The sequence below is a fragment of the Luteimonas sp. KH_071 genome (assembly GCF_057838005.1).
On the sequence record NZ_CM174458.1, the window covers coordinates 117,164 to 136,030 of the forward strand.

Sequence of the window (18,867 nt, forward strand, 5' to 3'; positions counted from 1 at the left end):
ATGGCCCGCGGCCGCGCGCTGCTGCTGGTCGCGCTGCTGGTTGCAGCGCTGCCCGTGCTCGACGCCGCGGCGCAGAACAGCCGCGAGACCGAGCGCCGGCTCGAGCGCGTGCGCAAGGAACTGCGTGATGTCGCCGCCGAGCGTCGCCGTCTCGAAGGCCAGCGCGGCGAAGCGGCACGCGAGCTGCGCGCGGCCGACGAACAGGTGTCGACCTCCGCGCGCGCGCTGCGCGACACGCGCATCAAACTCGCCGAAGAACAGATCGCGCTGGAGAAGCTGCAGGTGCGCCGGGTCGAACTCGAATCGACGGTGGAAGCGCGCCGCGCCGAACTCGCCGCGCTGGTGCGCGCCGCCTACACCGTCGGCGACGAGGCCGCGCTCAAACTGATGCTCGCGCAGGATCGCGTCGCCGACGCCGGCCGACTGCTGACCTATCACCGCTATCTGCAGCAGCAGCGCAGCACGCGCATTTCCGAACTGCGTGCGGAAGCGGCAGAACTCGACGGGATCGAAGCGGCCATCCACGACCGCCGCGCCGCGCTCGAAGCCGCGCAGGTCGAGCAACGTGCGCAGCTGGCCAAGGTCGAAAGCGATCGCAGCCAGCGCGCTGAAGCGGTCAAGGGCATCGAGTCGCGTTTCAGCGATCGCAGTGCACGCGAAAAAGCACTCGGCCGCGATGCCCGCTCGCTCGAACGCGTGCTCACCCAGTTGCGCGAGGCTGCGCGCCGTGCCGAAGCAGAGCGCCGCGCTGCAGCCGCCGCCGCGCGCGAACGCGAAGCGCGCGAGGCCCGGGAAGCGACCGCCGCGGGACGACCGCGTCCCCCGTCGCGTCCCCCGACCCAGGTCGCCCGCACGACTGCGCCGCAGGTCGGCGGCCTCGGCTGGCCGGTCAGCGGCAGCCTGCTCACCGCCTACGGCGGCAAACTGCCCGACGGCCGCAGCAGCACCGGCATCCTGATCGGCGCGCCGGCGGGCACCGCGGTCAAAGCCGTCGCTGATGGCACCGTGGTCTTCGCCGAATGGATGACCGGCTACGGCATGCTGCTGATCGTCGACCACGGCAACGGCTACATGAGCCTCTACGCGCACAACGACGGCCTGCTCAAGAGCGTCGGCAACACGGTGCGCCGCGGCGACACCGTCTCCAGCGTGGGGAGCTCCGGCGGCCAGGGCCGCAGCGGCCTGTACTTCGAGCTGCGCCAGAACGGCGCGCCGGTGAATCCGACGACGTGGTTGCAGCGGCGGTGATTCTGGGTTGAGTGCCGGAAGCTGAAAGTGGCCTGTGTCAGAAGCGCCCTCACCCCAACCCCTCTCCCAAGGGGAGAGGGGCTAACGGCCCGGCGCTCGCACTGAACGAGTCACTCTTCCTTTGGGGTGAGGCGGCAACGCTTGCGAGCCATCGGCTCGCGTGCCGACGAATGCCCTCGCGCCATTGCGAGGGCCGGGGCGCGGAGTGGGGGTTGGGGTGAGGGTAGACGCTCGCTGAGACCTGTTTCGGAGCCAGGCGACAGACCCCGCCGCGGCAATCCCCCACGGCTCGATCCCGCCTCCCCCGAGCGAACCCACACCCACGCACCTCGACACTGCAGCCGGACCCTTGGAGTCCTGCGCATGCAGTGCAACTCCGCCAAGCTTCAATTCGCGCGCCACCTCCGCCGCGAATCCACCGACGCCGAACGCCTGCTGTGGTTCCACCTGCGCGACCGGCGTCTCGGGGCGAAGTTCAGACGGCAGCAACCCGTCGGGCCTTTCATCGTCGACTTTCTCAGTGTCGAGGCCAGGCTGATCGTCGAACTCGATGGCGCGCAGCACGGCGACGATATCGATGCGGATCGCACACGATTTTTGGAACGCCGCGGCTATCGCGTGCTGCGCTTCTGGAATCACGATGCCCTGGTGCGCACGGAATACGTGCTTGAAGTCATCCTCGCGCTTGTCGCCCTCACCCCAACCACTCTCCCAAGGGGAGATGGGCTCAAGCTGCGTTGAGCGGCTTTCGATCGGATAACCAGATCGGACAGCACGCTTGTGCAGACGCAAGCCCCTCTCCCTCCGGGAGAGGGGTTGGGGTGAGGGCCGCCGACCGCAGTCCACTTCGACCGTGCGACTTCACGCCTACACCGACAAACGAGCGCGCGGCCAGAGACGCCCGCCACTCACCGCACCCACAGAACTGAACATCCCCGCCCGCCTTTAACGCATTCACGCACCCTGCCCGCATAATCGAGCGTCGCGCGACCGCGCGTGTCGCCCGCCTTTCCCCGGAGTCCTGCATGCGCGTGAGTTCACTGACGCTGGCCCTGTCCCTGCTGATGTCGCCAGTCGCGTTCGCGCAGAGCCCGCCGCCCGAGGACGCGTCGGAACCCGCGCCGCCCGCGACCGCGCCGACCGACGCGCCATCGGCTGCGGACGACGCCGAAATCCCGGTCGCCGCCAGCGACGATCCCGGCGCGATGGAGCAGGCGTCCAATCGTGTGCCGCTGCAGGAGATCCGCCGCTACGTCGGCGTCTTCAACGCCGTGCGCGAGGCCTACGTCGAGCCCGTCGAAGACAGCAAGCTGATGTCCTCGGCAATCCGCGGCCTGCTGCTCGATCTCGACCCGCACAGCGTGTACATGCAGAAAGAAACCGCCGCAGCCTTCGACGAAGGCACCGAGGGCGCCTACGACGGCATCGGCGTCGAAGTGATGTATCTGGGTGACGGCAGCATGCGCGTCATCGCGCCGATCGACGGCACGCCCGCCGAGAAGGCCGGCATCCGCGCGGGTGACGTGATCATCAGCGTCGATGGCCGCACGCTGACGCCATCCGACAACGACGGCGCCGGTCCCCTGCGCGGTGCGCCCGGGACCTCGGTGATGCTCGGCGTGCTGCGCGATGGCGAGAGCGCACCGCTGGAACTGCGCGTCGACCGCGAAACGATCCGCGTCGTCAGCGTCCGCGGCCGCATGCTCGAGCCCGGCTACGGCTACATCCGCCTGAGCCAGTTCCAGGTCGACACCGCGGCCGACTTCAGCCGCATCGTCGGCGAGCTCAAGCAGCAGTCCGGCGGCACGCTGCGTGGTCTGGTGATCGACCTGCGCAGCAACCCGGGTGGTCTGTTGACCTCCGCGGTGCAGATCGCCGACGACCTGCTCGACAGCGGCAAGATCGTCAGCACGCGTGGCCGCATTCCGATCAGCGATGCGGAATTCAGCGCCACGCCGGGCGACCTGCTCGACGGTGCGCCGGTCATCGTGCTCGTCGACGTCGGTTCGGCCAGCGCGTCGGAAGTACTGGCCGGCGCGCTGCGCGACAACAACCGCGCCCGCGTCATCGGCAGCCGCACCTTCGGCAAGGGCTCGGTGCAGACCGTGCTGCCGCTCGACAACGGCGACTCGGTCAAGCTCACCACCGCCCGCTACTACACCCCGAGCGGTCGCTCGATCCAGGCCCGCGGCATCGACCCCGACACCACCCTGCGCCCCGACGGCGCGGAAACCGCCGACCCCAATGCCCCGCGCGCCGCCACGGTCTACACCGAAGCCAACCTGCCGGGCCATCTGCAGGGCGACGAGGAAGACGGCTCCACCGGCGGCGAAGCCCTGCCCGGCGACGGCCCGATCAACGCCGCACTGGCCGAACTGAAGAAGCCGTGGTCGCCAACCGCCCAGGTATCTGGGGACGCCACCCCGCCTGTCGCGGCGCCCGCGCAGGCTACCGACGCTGCGCCTGCGACAACCCCGGCGCCCGTCCCCCAGCCTGCGCCAATGACGGAGCAGGCACCGGCCACGGAACCGACGACCGGACCCGCGCCGCAGGCAGCGCCTGCCACGCAGCCCGACATATCGACCGATCCTGAAATGCCTGCGATGGATCCCACCACGGCGCCTGAAGCAGCCGAGCCGTCGCCAACGTCCTGATCGCAGTTGGAAGCGCCGTCGCCCCGGCGCAGGCCGGGGCCCAGCGACTCTGCCCCGCATGTCGTCCACGCAGAAACAGGCAGCGGACGCGGGCACGCGTCCACCGTCGCCCAGCGCACGCTGGGGCGCATGTTGACATTGATCGAGCGCTTGCCCAGCAATCAGGAACTGACCGCACAGCCAGCCCATGAGCAACGCCATGGAGAGCCACACGTCGTAGCGCCCAGCCCAGCAGCGGCCACCGGCTACCGGAGTAAACGCGCTACCCGGCCGGCGCTCACCGACTGATGCATCGACCCCGCGCCGCGTCAATCAGCGCGCAGGCATCCATGGCGACATGCGACGTCAACCAGACAGAACACACAGGAAATCAGGCTGCGACACGTTCCGGACCGCGGGAAACCCACCGCGTCGAACATCGCAAAAATGGTGCGCCTGGAGGGATTCGAACCCCCGACCAATGGCTTCGGAAGCCACTACTCTATCCGGCTGAGCTACAGGCGCATCGTCCACACCGCGCCGGGACATCGGGCAGGGCGGTCGCGCATTGTATCGAAACCGCGCACCTGCAGACAGCCCACGAATTCGCGGGTGGGCCGGCATCGCGTCGACGTCCGATCGTGCCCCGGTGGAGTATCTGCGCATCCGACGCACACCGGGAATCGTCCTGTGCAGCCGCGCAGGGACAGGCCGCTAGGGGCGGCCCACCAGCGCCTTAGTCTCCACCGAACAGATCCCGGCTGTAGACCCTGTCCTCGACATCGCGGATCTCGTCCGTGATCCGGTTCGCGAGAATCAGATCGGCCTGCTGCTTGAACGCGGTGAGGTCGTTGACCACGCGAGAGCGAAAGAAATCCGGTGCGTCGAGGACGGGCTCGTACACGATCACCTCGATGCCCTTGGCCTTGATCCGTTTCATCACGCCCTGGATGGCGGAGGCGCGGAAGTTGTCGCTGCCTGCTTTCATCACGAGTCGATAGATACCGACGACCTTCGGATTGCGACGCACGATGTCGGCCGCGATGAAATCCTTGCGCGTGGTGTTCGCCGACACGATGGCCTGGATCAGGTTCTGCGGCACCGCGTCGTAGTTCGCGAGCAGCTGGCGTGTGTCCTTCGGCAGGCAATAACCGCCGTAGCCGAAAGACGGATTGTTGTAGTGGCCGCCGATGCGTGGATCGAGGCAGACGCCTTCGATGATCTGGCGTGTGTCGAGTCCATGCGTGCATGCGTAGCTGTCGAGTTCATTGAAATACGCGACGCGCATCGCGAGATAGGTGTTCGCGAACAGCTTGATGGCTTCAGCTTCCGTCGACTTCGTGAAGAGGATGGGCACATCTGATCTGAGTGCGCCTTCCCGCAGGAGTTCAGCGAAGACGGACGCGCGCTCCGACCGCTCGCCGACCACGATGCGGCTCGGATAGAGATTGTCGTGGAGTGCCCGGCCTTCGCGCAGGAATTCGGGCGAGAAGATGATGCGATCCGTGCCGAACATCGCGCGCACACGTTCGGTGTAGCCGACGGGGACGGTCGACTTGATGATCATCGTGGCGTCCGGCTCGATCGCCAGCACGTTGGCGATGACCGCTTCGACGGATCGGGTGTTGAAGGTATTGGTCGCCGAGTCGTAGTTGGTCGGTGTCGCGATGACCACATACGCTGCCCCGACAAACGCCTCTGCGGGGACCAGCGTCGCCTTGAAGTCGAGTTCGGGGCGCGCGAGGTACGTCCTGATCTCGTCGTCGTCGAGCGGTGACTCCCGCCGGTTCAGCGCCTCCACTCGACCCGCATCGATGTCCAGTGCGACCACGGTGTGATGCTGTGCCAGCAACAGGGCATTGGAGAGACCCACGTAGCCGGTACCGGCGATGGCGATGCGCATGCGCGTGTCCGGGGGGAGACTCGCGGCGATGCTAGGTGGGGAATGTGTCGGCTTCGCGACCACAGGGTCTTCGTCCCCGGCGTGGCTGGGTGCCTGCGACGCGCTGGTATCCTCCCATCGCCATGCACGACTACGAACGCTTCACCGAACCCGCCGTCCCACGCTGGCGCGAGCGCCTGCGGCAGTACTGGGCGCTGGTGCGCGGGGATCGGCCGATCGGATGGTTGCTGCTGCTGTGGCCGACGTGGTGGGCGTTGTGGATCGCGGCCGACGGCGTGCCGCCGTTATGGACGCTGTGCGTGTTCAGTGCCGGCGTCTGGCTGACGCGGTCGGCGGGCTGTGTGATCAACGATTACGCCGACCGTTGGCTGGATCCGCATGTCGAACGCACCAGGGACCGGCCGCTCGCCAGCGGCGCGGTGCGTGGGCGCGAGGCCCTGCTGCTGTTCGCGGCCCTGATGCTGGTCGCGTTCGCGCTGGTGCTGACGATGAACCGGCTCACCATTGCGATGAGCGTCGTCGGGATCTTCCTGGCCGCGAGCTATCCGTATCTCAAGCGCCACACCTATCTGCCGCAGGTGTATCTGGGCATCTCGTTCGGCTGGGCGATCCCGATGGCGTTCGCGGCCGTGCAGGGCACGGTGCCGCCGATCGGCTGGGTACTGTTCGTGGCGAACATCTTCTGGACCACGGCTTACGACACCTGGTACGCAATGGTCGATCGCGAGGACGACATCCGCGCGGGGTCGAAATCGACGGCGATCCTGTTCGGCGATCTGGATCTCGTCGCGCAGGGTGTGCTGTATACGCTCGCATTCGCGGCGCTCGCGCTGGTGGGGCGCGAGGCGGGGCTCGGGCCGAACTACTGGCTCGGTCTTGCACTCGCCGCACTGCTCGTCGTCTGGGAATTCTTCGTCGCGCGATATCGCGATCGTGACGCCTGCTTCCGGGTATTCCTGCACAACCATTGGGTCGGCATGATGATCTTCGCCGGCATCGCCGCGCATTACGCCTTGCCGCCTGCGACGGTTCTGATGCACTGATCCGCGTCGCGCGGCGCTGCGTCGATCACCCGGGCGCGGCGCTATCTGGTCAGCCGGCCCTGCAGCCCGCAGGCCCCGTGCCTGCCGCGCCTCGATCGCGTGCAGGCAAGTGCGCGAACGCCGTAGAGGCACGCTCGTGGGTCATCTGAAGCCGCGTCCGGGATAGCCGTCAGCGCACCCGTGCACAGACCCACGCATCGACGCGGCGCACACCTGCGCGCCGCAGCGCATGTGCAGCCGCATGCAGCGTGGCGCCGGTGGTCATGACGTCGTCGACCAGCACCACGTGTGCGGGCGCGTCGACCAGACTCTGGATCGCGAACGCGTGGCGCACATTCCGTCGACGTGCCTTCGCATCGAGCCGCGATTGCGGCGCGGTCGCGCGCACCCGGCGCAACAGATCGGTGCGCAGCGGCAGCGCATGGCGACGTGCGAGTACGCGTGCGAGTTCCAGTGCCTGGTCGTAGCCACGTTCGCGCAGGCGCACCCGGTGCAGCGGCACGGGCACCAGCGCCGCAGGGCGCACCGCGTCGGCTGTCGCAGCCGCGAGGCACTCGCCGAGCAGGGCGCCGGCCGCGAGATCACGGTGGAACTTGAAACGCGGCAGCAGCCGGTCCACGGGAAATCCGTAATCGAAGGCGGCAATCACCGCATCCAGTGGCGGCGGTGATCGCAGGCAGCCGCCGCAGACTGGATCGCCGCCCGGCAGCGGCTGCGCGCAGCGGGTGCAGGCATGCGGCATCCACGGCAGCGCGGCGGTGCAGGCCTGACAGAGGTCGCGGCCCGCTGCGCCCGGCTCGCGGCAGATCAGGCAGCGACCGGGCAGGGCGCCGTGTAGCAGGTTGCGGAGCCATCGCCGCCAGCCGCCGTCAACCGGGCCGGATGGATTCTGGTTGACAGCGTCGGGCATGCTTTCCAGACTGCCGGGCTTGTCCCGCCGTCACCGTCGGTAGATCGCCATGTCCGTTGTCAGCCACGCCCGCGAAGTCGCCGGCCAGCCCATTCCTGCCCACGCGCCGCTCCGTCACGACTGGTCGCGCAGCGAGATCGAAGCGCTGTTCGCGCTGCCGATGCCCGAGCTGCTGTTTCGCGCTGCCAGCGTGCACCGCCAGCATTTCGACCCGGCGGAGGTCCAGGTCAGCACGCTGTTGTCGGTCAAGACCGGCGGCTGCCCCGAGGACTGCAGCTACTGCCCCCAGGCGCAGCGCTATCACACCGGCGTGCAGGCGACGAAGCTGATGGAGACTGACGCGGTGCTGGAGAAGGCGCGCCAGGCCAAGGCCGCGGGGGCCACGCGCTTCTGCATGGGCGCGGCTTGGCGTTCGCCCAAGGATCGCGATGTGCCGAAGGTCGCCGCGATGATCCGCGAGGTGAAGGCGCTGGGTCTGGAGACCTGCGCCACGCTCGGCATGCTGACCGGCGACCAGGCGCGCGCGCTGAAAGACGCCGGCCTCGACTACTACAATCACAATCTCGACACCGATCCCGAGTTCTACGACTCGATCATCCAGACCCGCGAAATCCAGGACCGTCTGACCACGCTCGAGCACGTGCGCGATGCCGGCCTCAAGACCTGCTGCGGCGGCATCGTCGGCATGGGCGAGACCGGGCGCCAGCGCGCCGGACTGCTGCGCACGCTGGCGAACTTGCCCTCGCATCCGGACTCGGTGCCGATCAACCGTCTGGTGCAGGTCGAAGGCACGCCGCTGCACGGCACCGAGGAAATCGACCCGTTTGATTTCGTCCGCACGATCGCGGTCGCGCGCATCCTGATGCCGCGCTCGATGGTGCGGCTGTCGGCCGGTCGTCAGGACATGAGCGATGAGCTGCAGGCGATGTGCTTCCTCGCCGGCGCCAACTCGATCTTCTACGGCGAGCAGCTGCTGACCACCGGCAACCCGGATACCGAACGCGACATGGCACTGTTCGCGCGGCTGGGCCTGCGGCCGATGCAGGTGCACGTGGATGCCGAGCATCACGATCACCCCGGCACCGCACACGTCGACATCATCGAGCTGCCGCAGCACCCGCGGAGCTTCGCTGCATGACCCCGTGGTTCGCCTGGGCCTACCTGGCGCTGTTGGCGCTGGTGGGGCTGAGCGGATTCGCGCTGACCGTGCGTGATGGGCAGTCGAAGCTGCTGGCCATCGCGCGGTTGGCCGCTGTCGGCGTGCTGATGTGGGGCGTCGTGCTGTTCTTCCGTGACGGCGGCGCGCATCTGCTGTTCGCCGGCGCACTGTTCGTGGCGGTGCTGCTGCTCGCGCACAAGAGCGTGTCCGATGCGCAGGACGCTGCGCGCATGCAGCTCGACCGTTCGGCCCGCATCGGCGTGGCGATCAACGGTCTGGTCGTATTGCCCGCGATCGCGATGGGCGCGCTGGCGATCTGGGCCGGCCGTGGCGCCTGAGCGGCCCGATCTGCGCACGCGTGCGCGGGACGCGCGCGAGGCCCGCACGCTGGCGCAGGCGCGTCGCGTGCGGCGCACGGTCGCGCGTCGCGACGGCGTGCGTTGCGAAGTGCTTGACGGCTCGGGCGCAGGACGCTGGCTGCTGAACTTCTGCGGCAACGACTACCTCGGGCTCGCGTCGCACTTCCAGGTCTCCGGCGCGCTGCAGGACGCCGCCGCGCTGCATGGCGCCGGCAGCGGCGGCTCGCATCTGGTCAGCGGTCATCACGCCCTGCACGACGCACTGGAACGCGAGATCGCCGACTGGCTGCAGGTGCCGGCGGCGCTGCTGCTGGGCAGTGGCTTCGCTGCGAACCTCGCCGTGCTGCAGGGCCTGCTCGGCGACGGCGATGCCTGCGTGCAGGATCGCCTCAACCACGCCAGTCTGATCGATGCCGCGCGGCTGGCCGGCTGTCGCCTGCGCCGCTATCCGCATGCCGATGCGCAGGGCGCGTTGCGCCAGTTGCGCACCTTGCCCGATGGCGCGGCAGTGCTCGCGACCGACGGGGTCTTCAGCATGGACGGCGATGTCGCGCCGCTGCGCGAGCTGGCGATCGTCGCGCGCGTGCAGCAGGCGCTGCTGTACGTCGACGATGCGCACGGCGTGGGCGTGCTCGGACCCGACGGCCGCGGCAGTGTCGCTGACGCGCGACTCGGCATCGACGCGGTGCCGTTGCAGCTGGTCACGCTGGGCAAGGCGCTCGGCGGCTGCGGCGCGGTGCTGGCGGGCGATGCCGACCTCATTGGCCATCTCGCAGAGACCGCGCGTCCCTACATCTACACGACCGCGCTGCCACCCGCGGTTGCCGGCGCCGCGCTGGCCGCAGTGCGCATCGCGCGCCAGGAGCATTGGCGTCGCGAACGGCTGACCGCGCTGGTGCAGCGCTTCCGCATGCGCGCGCAGCGCCGCGGTCTTGATCTGATGCCGTCCGACACGCCGATCCAGCCGCTGCGCTGCGGTGACAACGCGACGGCGCTGGCAATGTCGCGCGCGCTGGATGCGGCCGGGTTCTGGGTCGCGGCGATCCGCCCACCCACCGTGCCCGAAGGCCAGGCGCGCCTGCGCGTGACGCTCAGCGCCGCGCACGCCGATGCCGATGTCGACGCCCTGGTCGATGCACTCGCCGCCGCGCGCGATGCGCTGCCGCGTGCATCTGCAGCCACACCCGCCGTCTCCACACCATGATCGATCCGCAACACGACGCCCGCCGCGCGTTGCTCGCGGTCGGGATCGCACTTGTTTCCGCGCTGTTCTTCACCCTGACCTACGTGCTCAATCGTGCGAGTGCGAGCGGCGGTGGCCACTGGGCATGGACCGCGTGTCTGCGCTACTTCATCACCCTGCCGCTGCTGCTGCCGTTGATGCCCTTTCAGGGCGGGGCGGGGCCGGTGCTGCGCGCGATCGCCGCGCATCCCTGGGCGTGGCTGCGCTGCAGCGCGATCGGCTTCCTGCTGTTCTATTGCATGCTCTCGTTCGCGGCATCCAGCGGACCTGCATGGCTGGTCGCCGGCAGTTTCCAGTTCACGGTGATCGCCGGCATGTTGTGCGCGCCGCTGCTGTATCGCGATGCGCGCCGGCGCATTCCGCCCGCGGCGCTCGGCATCGCCGCGGCGATTCTCGTCGGCGTGCTGCTGATGCAGTTCGGTCACGGCGGTCCCGGTCTCGATGCCGCCGGCTGGATCGCACTGGCCTGCGTGCTGACCGCAGCGGTGGCATACCCGCTCGGCAATCGCCTGTTGCTGCTGCATCTCGAACGCACCGGCAAAGACCTCAACGCGACCCAGCGCGTGTTCGGGCTCACGCTCGCCAGCCAGCCGCTGTGGCTTCTGGTCGCGGCGTTCGCCTGGCATGAAGCCGGTACGCCTTCGATGTCGCAGGTGTGGCTGGCGGCAGGCGTCGCGCTGAGCGCGGGCGTGATCGCGACCATCCTGTTCTTCCAGGCGACCGGCATGGTCCGCAACAACCCGGTGGCGCTGGGCGCGGCCGAGGCGATGCAGGCCGCCGAGCTGCTGTTCGCGGCGCTGCTCGGTGCGCTGTTCCTGCAGGAGGCGTGGCCGCAGGGGCGCGCATTGACCGGTGCGGTCGTGGTGACGCTGGGCATCGTGGCATTCGCGATCGTCGTCGCACGACCCGCGGCCGGCAGCGCGCGGCGCATCAAGGCGTTGCGTGGAGACAAGGGCGCATGAACACACTGGACAATCCGCATGGCCTGCACATCGAAGTGGCGGGCGAGGGCGCGCCGCTGGTGCTGCTGCATGGCTGGGCGATGCACGGCGGCGTCTTCGCGCCCTTGGTCGAGCGCCTGCGTGCGCAGCGCACGCTGTACCTGGTCGATCTGCCGGGCCATGGCCTGAGCCGCAACAGCACGTTGCCGCTGGCGATCGCGCCGGTCGTCGACGCACTGGTCGGCCTGCTGCCGCCCGCGCCCTGGCTCGGCTGGTCGCTCGGCGGCCTGTTCGCCTTGCACGCGGCAGCGCTGCATCCCGATCGCGTATCCGCGCTCGTCATGCTGTGCGCCAGCCCGCGCTTCGTGCGCGGCAGCGACTGGACGTACGGCATGTCGCCGGAGACCTTCCGTGACTTCGCCACCGGCCTGCGCAGTGATTACCGCGGCACGCTGGACCGCTTCATCGCGCTGGAAGCCTTCGGTTCCGACGATGCCCGCGGTGAACTGCGCGCGCTGCGCGCCGAAGTCTTCGCGCGCGGCGAACCGGCCGCGCACGTGCTTGCCGACGGCCTGGGTCTGCTCGAAACCGTGGACCTGCGTGCGCGGCTGCCGTCCCTCGCAGTGCCGAGCCTGTGGCTGTCCGGTCGACGCGATCGTCTGGTCGATCCGCGCGCGATGCAGGCCGCCGCCGCGCAGGCGCCCGACGCGGTCGCCCACACCATCGACCATGCCGGCCACGCGCCATTCCTGACCCACGCCGACGCGGTCGCCGCGCGGCTGCACGAGTTCCTCATCGCACCATGAAACCGATCTTCGACCCCCGCCAGGTCCGCCGCGCGTTCTCGCGCGCATCGACGAGCTACGCCGCCACCGCCGCACTGCAACGCGACGTGGAAGCGCAGTTGCTGGAATCGCTCGAGTATCTCGACGACCGCGTGCCGGGCGTCGTACTCGATGTCGGCAGCGGCCCGGCCCATGCGGCGCTCACCATGCGCCAGCGCTGGCCCAAATCGCGCGTCGTCGCGGTCGATCTCTCGCTGTCGATGCTGCAGCAGGCACCCGTACGCACGGGGTGGCGCGACCGTCTCGGCCTGCAGAAACCGGTCGACCGCGTCTGCGCCGACCTGCGCCTGCTGCCCTTCGCCGACAACAGCGTCGACGTGCTGTTCTCCAACCTGTGCCTGCAGTGGATCGAAGACCTGCCGTCGGCGTTCGCCGGCTTCCGCCGCGTGCTCAAGCCGGACGGCCTGCTGCTGGTGTCGACCTTCGGGCCGCAGACGCTGATCGAACTGCGCGAATCCTTCGGCGTTGCCGATGCGCAGCCGCATGTCAGCCCGTTCGCCTCAATCGCCGAATTCGGCGATGCGCTGATGCGCGCCGGCTTCCGCAACCCGGTCGTCGACCGCGACGTGGCCGTGCACTGGCATCCGGACATGACCGCGCTGATGCGCGAGCAACGCGCGATCGGCGCGACCAACGCACTCGCCGATCGCCGCCGCGCCCTCACCGGCCGCGCCCGCTTCGCCGCCGCCGCCGCGCACTACGAACAGTTCCGCACGCCCGAAGGCCTGCCCGCGAGCTGGGAGTGGATCACCGCGATGGCCTGGTCGCCGCCGCATGGCGCGCCGATCCGCGAAGGTGCGGAAGAACTGGCGCGCTTCGATGCGGGTTCGATTCCGGTGCGGCGACGCAGTCGCGACTGACGCGGGTGCGTGCGCTGCCAGGCGCACGTGTCGGCTGCAATCCGCGTCTCAGCGCGGCTGGAACCCCGCCATCGCCGGGATCGCACAAATGCGTCCCGGCGCCGAATCGACACGCCGCTGGACGGCTTTCACCAGCGCTTGGTCAAGGTGATGCGCGCGGTGCGTGGCGCCTGCGGATAGATCTGCGAGAAGCCGCCGGTGATGAAGTAGCGGCGGTCGGTCACGTTGTCGACATTGAGCAGCAGATCCAGGCCGTCGCCGAAGGCGTAACGCGCGTTGAGATCGAGACGCGTATAGCCGGGCAGCACGAAACTGTTCGCGGTCGTCGCGGCCTGGTCGCTTGCATGGAACACCCCGCCGCCCAGCGTCAGTCCCGACAGCGCGCCGTCGAATGCCCAAGAGGTCCATACGCTGGCCTGGTGTCGCGGTACGCCGGCAAGACGGTTGCCGACGAGAAATGCATCGGTGTCCTCGGTGATCGTGGCGTCGGAGTAGGCATACGAGGCCACCAGCGTCCATGGGTCGACCGGCCGCGCCGAGACTTCGGCTTCGGCCCCACGCACGCGCAGCTCGCCCGTCTGCACGACCAGATTCCAGTCGACCGGATCGGCCACCACCGCATCGCGTTTGCGCAGATCGAACACGGCGAACGTCGCCTCCATGCGTCCGTCGAGCAGCAGGGACTTCAGCCCCGCCTCGATCTGGTCGCCGCGCGTCGGCTTCGGCGTGATGCCGCTTTCCAGCAAGCCGGCATCGGCCTCGTTGCGGAACGAGCGTGCCCAGCTGGTGTAGAGCGACAGGTCGGGCGTGACCAGAAAGGTCAGGCCGGCGCGGGGCGAGAACGGCGAATCCTTGCGTGTGATCGCCTGGTCGATGCCGCCGGTATAGAACGACTCGGTTTCCGTGCGCTCCACGCGGCCGCCCACCAGCAGGCGCCAGCGTTGCCAGGCCAGTTCGTCCTGCAGGTACAGCGCGTGCGTGCGATAGGCGTAACGACTGTCGCCGGTCGGCTCGTAGGTGTCGGGTCTCCCGGTCTGCACCGGGTTGAGCAGATCGATCGGTTGCCCGTAGGCGATGCGGCCGTCCAGAAACTGCAGCCGGTCGTCTACGCGCTCGGCGCCGACCAGGACGTTGTGACGCACGCCGCCACTCGCGAAGGCGCCGTAGAGCTCGGCCTGCAGCGTCGCGTCCTTCTGCCGCTCGTGGTAGCTGACGAAGTTGCGATTGACCGTATTGCCGGCCAGCGCCGGGAAGCCGTAGTTGAAGAAGTCCTCGCGCGGTACGTCGACGTCCGAGACAAAGCCGCCAATGCGCAGGCGCCAGTCGCGACCGAGCTGCCGGTTCAGCTCGACGCCCGCGGTCCATTGCTGCTTCTCGATCCGCATGAACTCCTCACCGAAGTTGCGGCCCAGCGGTAGTTCAAGAAAGCGCGGGCTGTTGCCCAGGCCGCGGTCGAACGCAGCGTCGCGGTCGAGGTATTCCATGCGCAGCAGCACGCTGGTGTCCGCATCCGGGCGCCAGTCGACAACCGGTGCGACATACAGCTGCCGGTTGTCGACGCCGTCGCGGAAGCTGCCGGCATCTTCGTAACCGAGATTGAAACGCCCGAGCACGGTGCCGTCGGCGCGCAGGGGCGCGTTGAGGTCGAGACCGGCGCGCGCGTAGTCGTAGGCGCCGGCGGTGTAGGAGAACGCATGCGCAGCGCCCGGCTGCGGGCGTTTGGAGACGAAGTTGATGACGCCGCCGGGTTCGAAGCGACCGTACAGCGCCGACGCCGGCCCCTTGAGCACCTCGATGCTGTCCACACCCTGCAGGTCGATTTCCGGCTGCGACACGCTCTGGCGGAAGCCGTCGCGCAAGGTGCTGACCGCCTGGAAGCCGCGGATCCGGAAGCGCTGGTTGCCCGAGAAGCCGATCGTGCGCTGTACGCCGCTGACGGTTTCCGCCGCTTCGCCGATGTTGGAGACATTGCGCAGATCCAGCAGGTCGCGCGGCACGATGTTGACTGCGAACGGCGTCTCCAGCACCGGCGCGCCGCTCTTGGTCGCGGTCTCGCCGGGAATACGACCGATGCGCCGGCCATAGACCGTCACCGCGTCCAGTTCCACAGGGCTCGACGCTGCGGCGTCGGTCGCGAGCGCGGAAGGCGTGGGCGTTTGGGCGGCTCCGGGAGCGGCGGCGAAAAGAGCGGTGGCCGCGATCGCGGTACTGAGAAGACTGCGCACTGAGAAAGCCTCGTATGAATTGATATAACATAACATTCAATTCAGACGAGGCGAACGCATGTCTTGCCGCGCAGACGACGAAACCCGTAACAGGTCGCGCGCCGCCCGGCGCGCGATATGCCTTTTTCTAGCGGTGCTGCTGATCGCGGCCTGTTCACCGCGAACGCCGAAGGCGATGGACGACGACAGTCTGGACGCGCCCGGGACGCCCATCGCGCTACGGCATGCGCGCTATCTCACGCTCGTCCAGCACCCGGGGTTCGTGGTCGCGCGGGTCCGCGCGCCGGTGGCCGATCAGCGCGGCGCACGCGAAGAACAGTCCGATACGCTGGTGCTGGTGCCCGAGGGCGTCGAGCCGCCGCCGCTGGTCGGCGCACTGCAAGGCGCCACGCTCATCCGGACGCCGGTGGGGACGATTGCCGCGAACAACGGTGTCGACGAAGCCTTCCTCACCGCGCTGGGCGTCGCCGACCGGCTCGTCGCCGTGGGCGGGCTGACCTCCTTCGACGACACGACACGGCAGCGGGCGAAAGCGGGCGAGATCGCCCAGATCGGCTACAACTGGCATGCGCCGCCGAATCTGGACGTGCTGATCGCGCGGCAGCCCGATGTCTTCCTGATGCGCCTCTCGGACCTGGCCCAGACGCCGGTGCTGCAGCGTGCGCGTGCGCTCGGCCTGACCGTTGTGCCGACGTTTGCTGAAGAAGAGCCCACCTATCTCGGCCGCGCCGAATGGATCCGGCTGTTCGGGCTGCTGACCGGCACCGACGCCGCGGCGACGCGCCTGTTCGACGAGGTCGAGGCGAACGTGGCCGCGCTCAAAGCGCAGGTCGCGGACCGCCCGCGCCCCGGCGTGTTGTGGGCCTATCCCAATGGCGCCGATCGCTGGGTTGCCACGGTGCGCGGCGCGGAGGCCGCCTATATCACCGACGCCGGCGGCAACAACCTGATGGCGCGCGACGAGGACCCGGCTCGCTGGTCATCGGAAACGGTGTCGAGCGAAGCCTTGCTGCCGCTGGCCGCCGCCACAGACATCTGGCTGATCGGCGATCTGCATGCCGCGCCGCCACGCGGGCGCGCGGTCCTCGATGCATTTCCCGCCTGGCGTGCGGGCCATCTCTACGGCAATACCGGGCGCAGTCTGCCGGGCGAGAACGCACACGACTGGTACCAGACGGCCGTCGTCCGCCCGGACTGGGTGCTCGCTGATTTCGTGAAGATGCTGCATCCCGATTTGCGCGCCGAGCCGTTCCGCTTTCTCAAGCCGCTGCCGCAGGACGTGTATCAATGACCGCGCAGCCGATGCGTGCCGATGGCCACGACTTGCGCGCGCCACTGGCGCTGACCGCGGCGTTGCTCGTGCTGGCATGCGCCGCGTTCGCCAGTCTGGCGATCGGCCATGAGCTGCTGTCCTTCGGCCGTGTGCTGCATGGCCTGTTCGGGTTCGATCCGGACTCCGCCGAGCACCGCATCGTCACCGGCCTGCGCCTGCCGCGTGTGCTCGCCGCCATTGCGGGCGGCGGCGCGCTCGGCGTCGCTGGTCTGCTGATGCAGACCCTGTTCCGCAATCCGCTGGCCGATGCGTGGTCGATGGGGCTGATGGCGGGCGGACAGTTCGGCGCGGCCCTGGTGGTCGTCGCCAGCGCCGTGGTCGGACCGGCCGCGCTGCAGGCGCTCGGCGCGTTGGCGGGCCTGGGCATCGTGACCGGCTCGGCGCTCGGCACGCTGGGCGTCGCGCTGGCGATGGCGGCGATGGCGCGCCGTGTCGGCTCGGTCACCCTGCTGGTACTCGGCCTGATGCTGGGATTCCTCGCCCAGGGCCTGATCGGCGTGCTGCTGCACTTCACCAATCGCACCCAGTCGCGGATCTTCTCCTCGTGGAATGACGCGACCTTTGCCTCGGTCGCGTGGCCGGACTTCGTGACTTGGCTGCCGCCGTTGCTGCTCGGTCTTGCGATGGCGGTGTGGCTGGCGAAACCGCTGACTGCGTTGTTGCTCGGGGATACCTACGCCGAAAGCCTCGGCGTCGATGTCACCCGGTTGCGGCGGCGGGTACTCGCCGCGACGATTCTGCTCGCCGCGCCGGTCACTGCGTTCTGCGGGCCGGTCGCTTTCGTGGGATTGATCACGCCGCATCTGGCGCGCGGGCTGATCGGTTCGGCGCGCATCGGCGCCCTGTTGCCCGCGAGCTTTGCGCTGGGCGCGCTGCTGGCGCTGGTCGCCGACTTCGTCGTGCATCTGCCGTGGCGCCAGCACTTCCTGCATCTCAATTCGATCCTCGCGATCCTCGGCGCACCGGTCGTGATCGCCTTGCTGTTGACCGCGCGCAGCCTGCGCGTGGCGGAGCGCTGACGTGCTGGCCGTTCGCGATCTCCAAATCGGCTACGTGGGTCGGGTGTTGGCGCAACTGCCCGATCTGCAGGTGCGCGCAGGCGAGTTCGTCTGCCTGCTCGGACGCAACGGGCAGGGCAAGTCCACGCTGCTGCGCACGCTGGGCGGCTTCCTCGCGCCGCTCGCCGGGGCGGTGACCCTCGAGGGCACGCCGGTGCGAACGCTGTCGGGCAGCGAACGCGCCCGGCGCATCGCCGTGGTGCTGACCGAGCGCGTGCAGGCCGGTGCGCTGGGCGTGCGCGAACTCGTCGAACTGGGCCGGCAACCGCACACCGGCTGGAGCGGCGTACTCGACGATGCGGATCGGCGGATCGCGGCCGACGCACTCACGCGCGTGGACGGCGCGCATCTGGCGGGACGCAGCGTCGACAGCCTCAGCGACGGCGAACGTCAGCGCGTGATGATCGCGCGCGCGCTGGCCCAGCAGCCGCAGTTGTTGCTGCTCGACGAGATCACCGCATTTCTCGATCTGCCGAGCCGGGTGACGATCATCGACCTGCTGCGCCGTATCGCGCGCGAGCAGGGCGTGGCGGTCGTGCTGTCGAGCCACGACCTCGAACTCTCGCTCGAAACCGCGGACCGCCTGTGGCTGCTGCCCGGCGAGGGCCGCTTTCTCGATGGCGCGCCGGAAGACATCGCGCTGTCGGGCGCGATCGGCGCCGCGTTCGACCAGCACAATCTGCGTTTCTCACTGGAGTCCGGGCGATTCGAAACGCCGCCCAGCGGCGGCACGGCGGTGCACGTGGCCGTCGACGGCAGCGATGCGACCTGGTTACGGCGCGCGCTGCTGCGGCGAGGCTTCATGCCCGTCGCGCATGCCGACGCCGCCTCGCACCGCATCCGCCGCGCGGGCGAAGGGCAGGGTTGGCAGCTCGATGGCAATGCCGGGGTCGGCTCGATTGCCCAGGTCGTCGCCGACCTGGAGCGCGCCGCCGACCGTCCCGCCGAAGCAGGGAATCGTCGCTGACGTGCGCACCCGCGGAACGAGGCGCCGTCATCGGCGCCCGTCACGGCATCCGGTCGCAAGGAACGTGACCTGTCCGGCTCCACCCGCACCTCGGACTTCGGCGTCGCGACCATGCCGGGCGCTCGACGCGCGCTGCGAAC

At 69.1% G+C, this 18,867-nt stretch carries 16 protein-coding genes and 1 tRNA gene; 13 read left to right on the top strand and 4 right to left on the bottom strand.

Going from position 1 to position 18,867, the window contains the following annotated elements:
• The 3 genes from AC3IRM_RS00545 to AC3IRM_RS00555 all read left to right on the top strand — a co-directional run bounded on the left by AC3IRM_RS00545 (nt 1) and on the right by AC3IRM_RS00555 (nt 3,902).
• Nucleotides 1-1,248, top strand: coding sequence for a murein hydrolase activator EnvC family protein (locus AC3IRM_RS00545; RefSeq protein ID WP_489204401.1), 1,248 nt, complete (start codon nt 1-3; stop codon nt 1,246-1,248).
• Between the two features lie 363 nt (nt 1,249-1,611).
• Nucleotides 1,612-1,989, top strand: coding sequence for an endonuclease domain-containing protein (locus AC3IRM_RS00550; protein WP_489204402.1), 378 nt, complete (start codon nt 1,612-1,614; stop codon nt 1,987-1,989).
• 284 nt (nt 1,990-2,273) lie between these two features.
• Nucleotides 2,274-3,902 (top strand): S41 family peptidase, encoded by a 1,629-nt coding sequence (locus AC3IRM_RS00555; protein WP_489204403.1) that lies wholly within the window; start codon nt 2,274-2,276, stop codon nt 3,900-3,902.
• A gap of 427 nt (nt 3,903-4,329) precedes the next feature.
• On the opposite strand, the gene AC3IRM_RS00560 is transcribed toward AC3IRM_RS00555, so the two are convergent.
• Nucleotides 4,330-4,406 (bottom strand) — tRNA-Arg (locus tag AC3IRM_RS00560).
• Between the two features lie 211 nt (nt 4,407-4,617).
• Entirely contained in the window at nt 4,618-5,784 is a 1,167-nt protein-coding gene (locus AC3IRM_RS00565) for a nucleotide sugar dehydrogenase (protein WP_489204404.1), read from the bottom strand.
• Nucleotides 5,785-5,906: 122 nt separating this feature from the next.
• Between AC3IRM_RS00565 and ubiA the strand changes: the two genes are divergently transcribed.
• Complete coding sequence (ubiA, locus tag AC3IRM_RS00570) at nt 5,907-6,827, top strand: 4-hydroxybenzoate octaprenyltransferase (RefSeq protein WP_489204405.1); 921 nt, start codon at nt 5,907-5,909, stop codon at nt 6,825-6,827.
• Between the two features lie 169 nt (nt 6,828-6,996).
• Here the strand turns inward: ubiA and AC3IRM_RS00575 are convergent, their stop codons facing one another.
• Complete coding sequence (locus AC3IRM_RS00575; protein WP_489204406.1) at nt 6,997-7,737, bottom strand: ComF family protein; 741 nt, start codon at nt 7,735-7,737, stop codon at nt 6,997-6,999.
• 49 nt (nt 7,738-7,786) lie between these two features.
• Here AC3IRM_RS00575 and bioB point away from each other — a divergent pair, with 49 nt between their 5' ends.
• From bioB to bioC, 6 genes are read left to right on the top strand one after another with little or no spacing between them, the layout of a single operon-like run.
• Nucleotides 7,787-8,875: a biotin synthase BioB gene (gene bioB, locus AC3IRM_RS00580; RefSeq protein WP_489204407.1), complete on the top strand. Its 1,089-nt coding sequence runs from the start codon at nt 7,787-7,789 to the stop codon at nt 8,873-8,875.
• Nucleotides 8,872-9,234: a hypothetical protein gene (locus tag AC3IRM_RS00585; RefSeq protein ID WP_489204408.1), complete on the top strand. Its 363-nt coding sequence runs from the start codon at nt 8,872-8,874 to the stop codon at nt 9,232-9,234. Before bioB ends, AC3IRM_RS00585 begins: the two co-directional genes overlap by 4 nt.
• On the top strand, nt 9,224-10,459 hold the full coding sequence (bioF, locus tag AC3IRM_RS00590) for an 8-amino-7-oxononanoate synthase (protein ID WP_489204409.1): 1,236 nt from the start codon (nt 9,224-9,226) through the stop codon (nt 10,457-10,459). The genes AC3IRM_RS00585 and bioF overlap by 11 nt, the downstream gene beginning before the upstream one ends.
• Nucleotides 10,456-11,460: a multidrug resistance efflux transporter family protein gene (locus AC3IRM_RS00595; RefSeq protein ID WP_489204410.1), complete on the top strand. Its 1,005-nt coding sequence runs from the start codon at nt 10,456-10,458 to the stop codon at nt 11,458-11,460. Before bioF ends, AC3IRM_RS00595 begins: the two co-directional genes overlap by 4 nt.
• 23 nt (nt 11,461-11,483) lie before the next feature.
• On the top strand, nt 11,484-12,245 hold the full coding sequence (bioH, locus tag AC3IRM_RS00600) for a pimeloyl-ACP methyl ester esterase BioH (RefSeq protein ID WP_489205960.1): 762 nt from the start codon (nt 11,484-11,486) through the stop codon (nt 12,243-12,245).
• Nucleotides 12,242-13,144, top strand: a complete 903-nt coding sequence (bioC, locus tag AC3IRM_RS00605) for a malonyl-ACP O-methyltransferase BioC (RefSeq protein WP_489204411.1) — start codon at nt 12,242-12,244, stop codon at nt 13,142-13,144. The genes bioH and bioC overlap by 4 nt, the downstream gene beginning before the upstream one ends.
• Nucleotides 13,145-13,272: 128 nt before the next feature.
• Here the strand turns inward: bioC and AC3IRM_RS00610 are convergent, their stop codons facing one another.
• Nucleotides 13,273-15,252, bottom strand: coding sequence for a TonB-dependent siderophore receptor (locus AC3IRM_RS00610; RefSeq protein ID WP_489204412.1), 1,980 nt, complete (start codon nt 15,250-15,252; stop codon nt 13,273-13,275).
• 250 nt (nt 15,253-15,502) lie between these two features.
• Here AC3IRM_RS00610 and AC3IRM_RS00615 point away from each other — a divergent pair, with 250 nt between their 5' ends.
• The 3 genes from AC3IRM_RS00615 to AC3IRM_RS00625 are packed head-to-tail and all read left to right on the top strand — an operon-like array spanning nt 15,503 to nt 18,727.
• On the top strand, nt 15,503-16,660 hold the full coding sequence (locus tag AC3IRM_RS00615) for an ABC transporter substrate-binding protein (RefSeq protein ID WP_489204413.1): 1,158 nt from the start codon (nt 15,503-15,505) through the stop codon (nt 16,658-16,660).
• A complete protein-coding gene (locus AC3IRM_RS00620; RefSeq protein ID WP_489204414.1) occupies nt 16,657-17,721 on the top strand; it encodes a FecCD family ABC transporter permease in 1,065 nt (354 codons plus the stop codon). Before AC3IRM_RS00615 ends, AC3IRM_RS00620 begins: the two co-directional genes overlap by 4 nt.
• Before the next feature lies 1 nt (nt 17,722).
• Nucleotides 17,723-18,727, top strand: a complete 1,005-nt coding sequence (locus AC3IRM_RS00625; RefSeq protein ID WP_489204415.1) for an ABC transporter ATP-binding protein — start codon at nt 17,723-17,725, stop codon at nt 18,725-18,727.
• Nucleotides 18,728-18,867 lie beyond the last annotated feature (140 nt).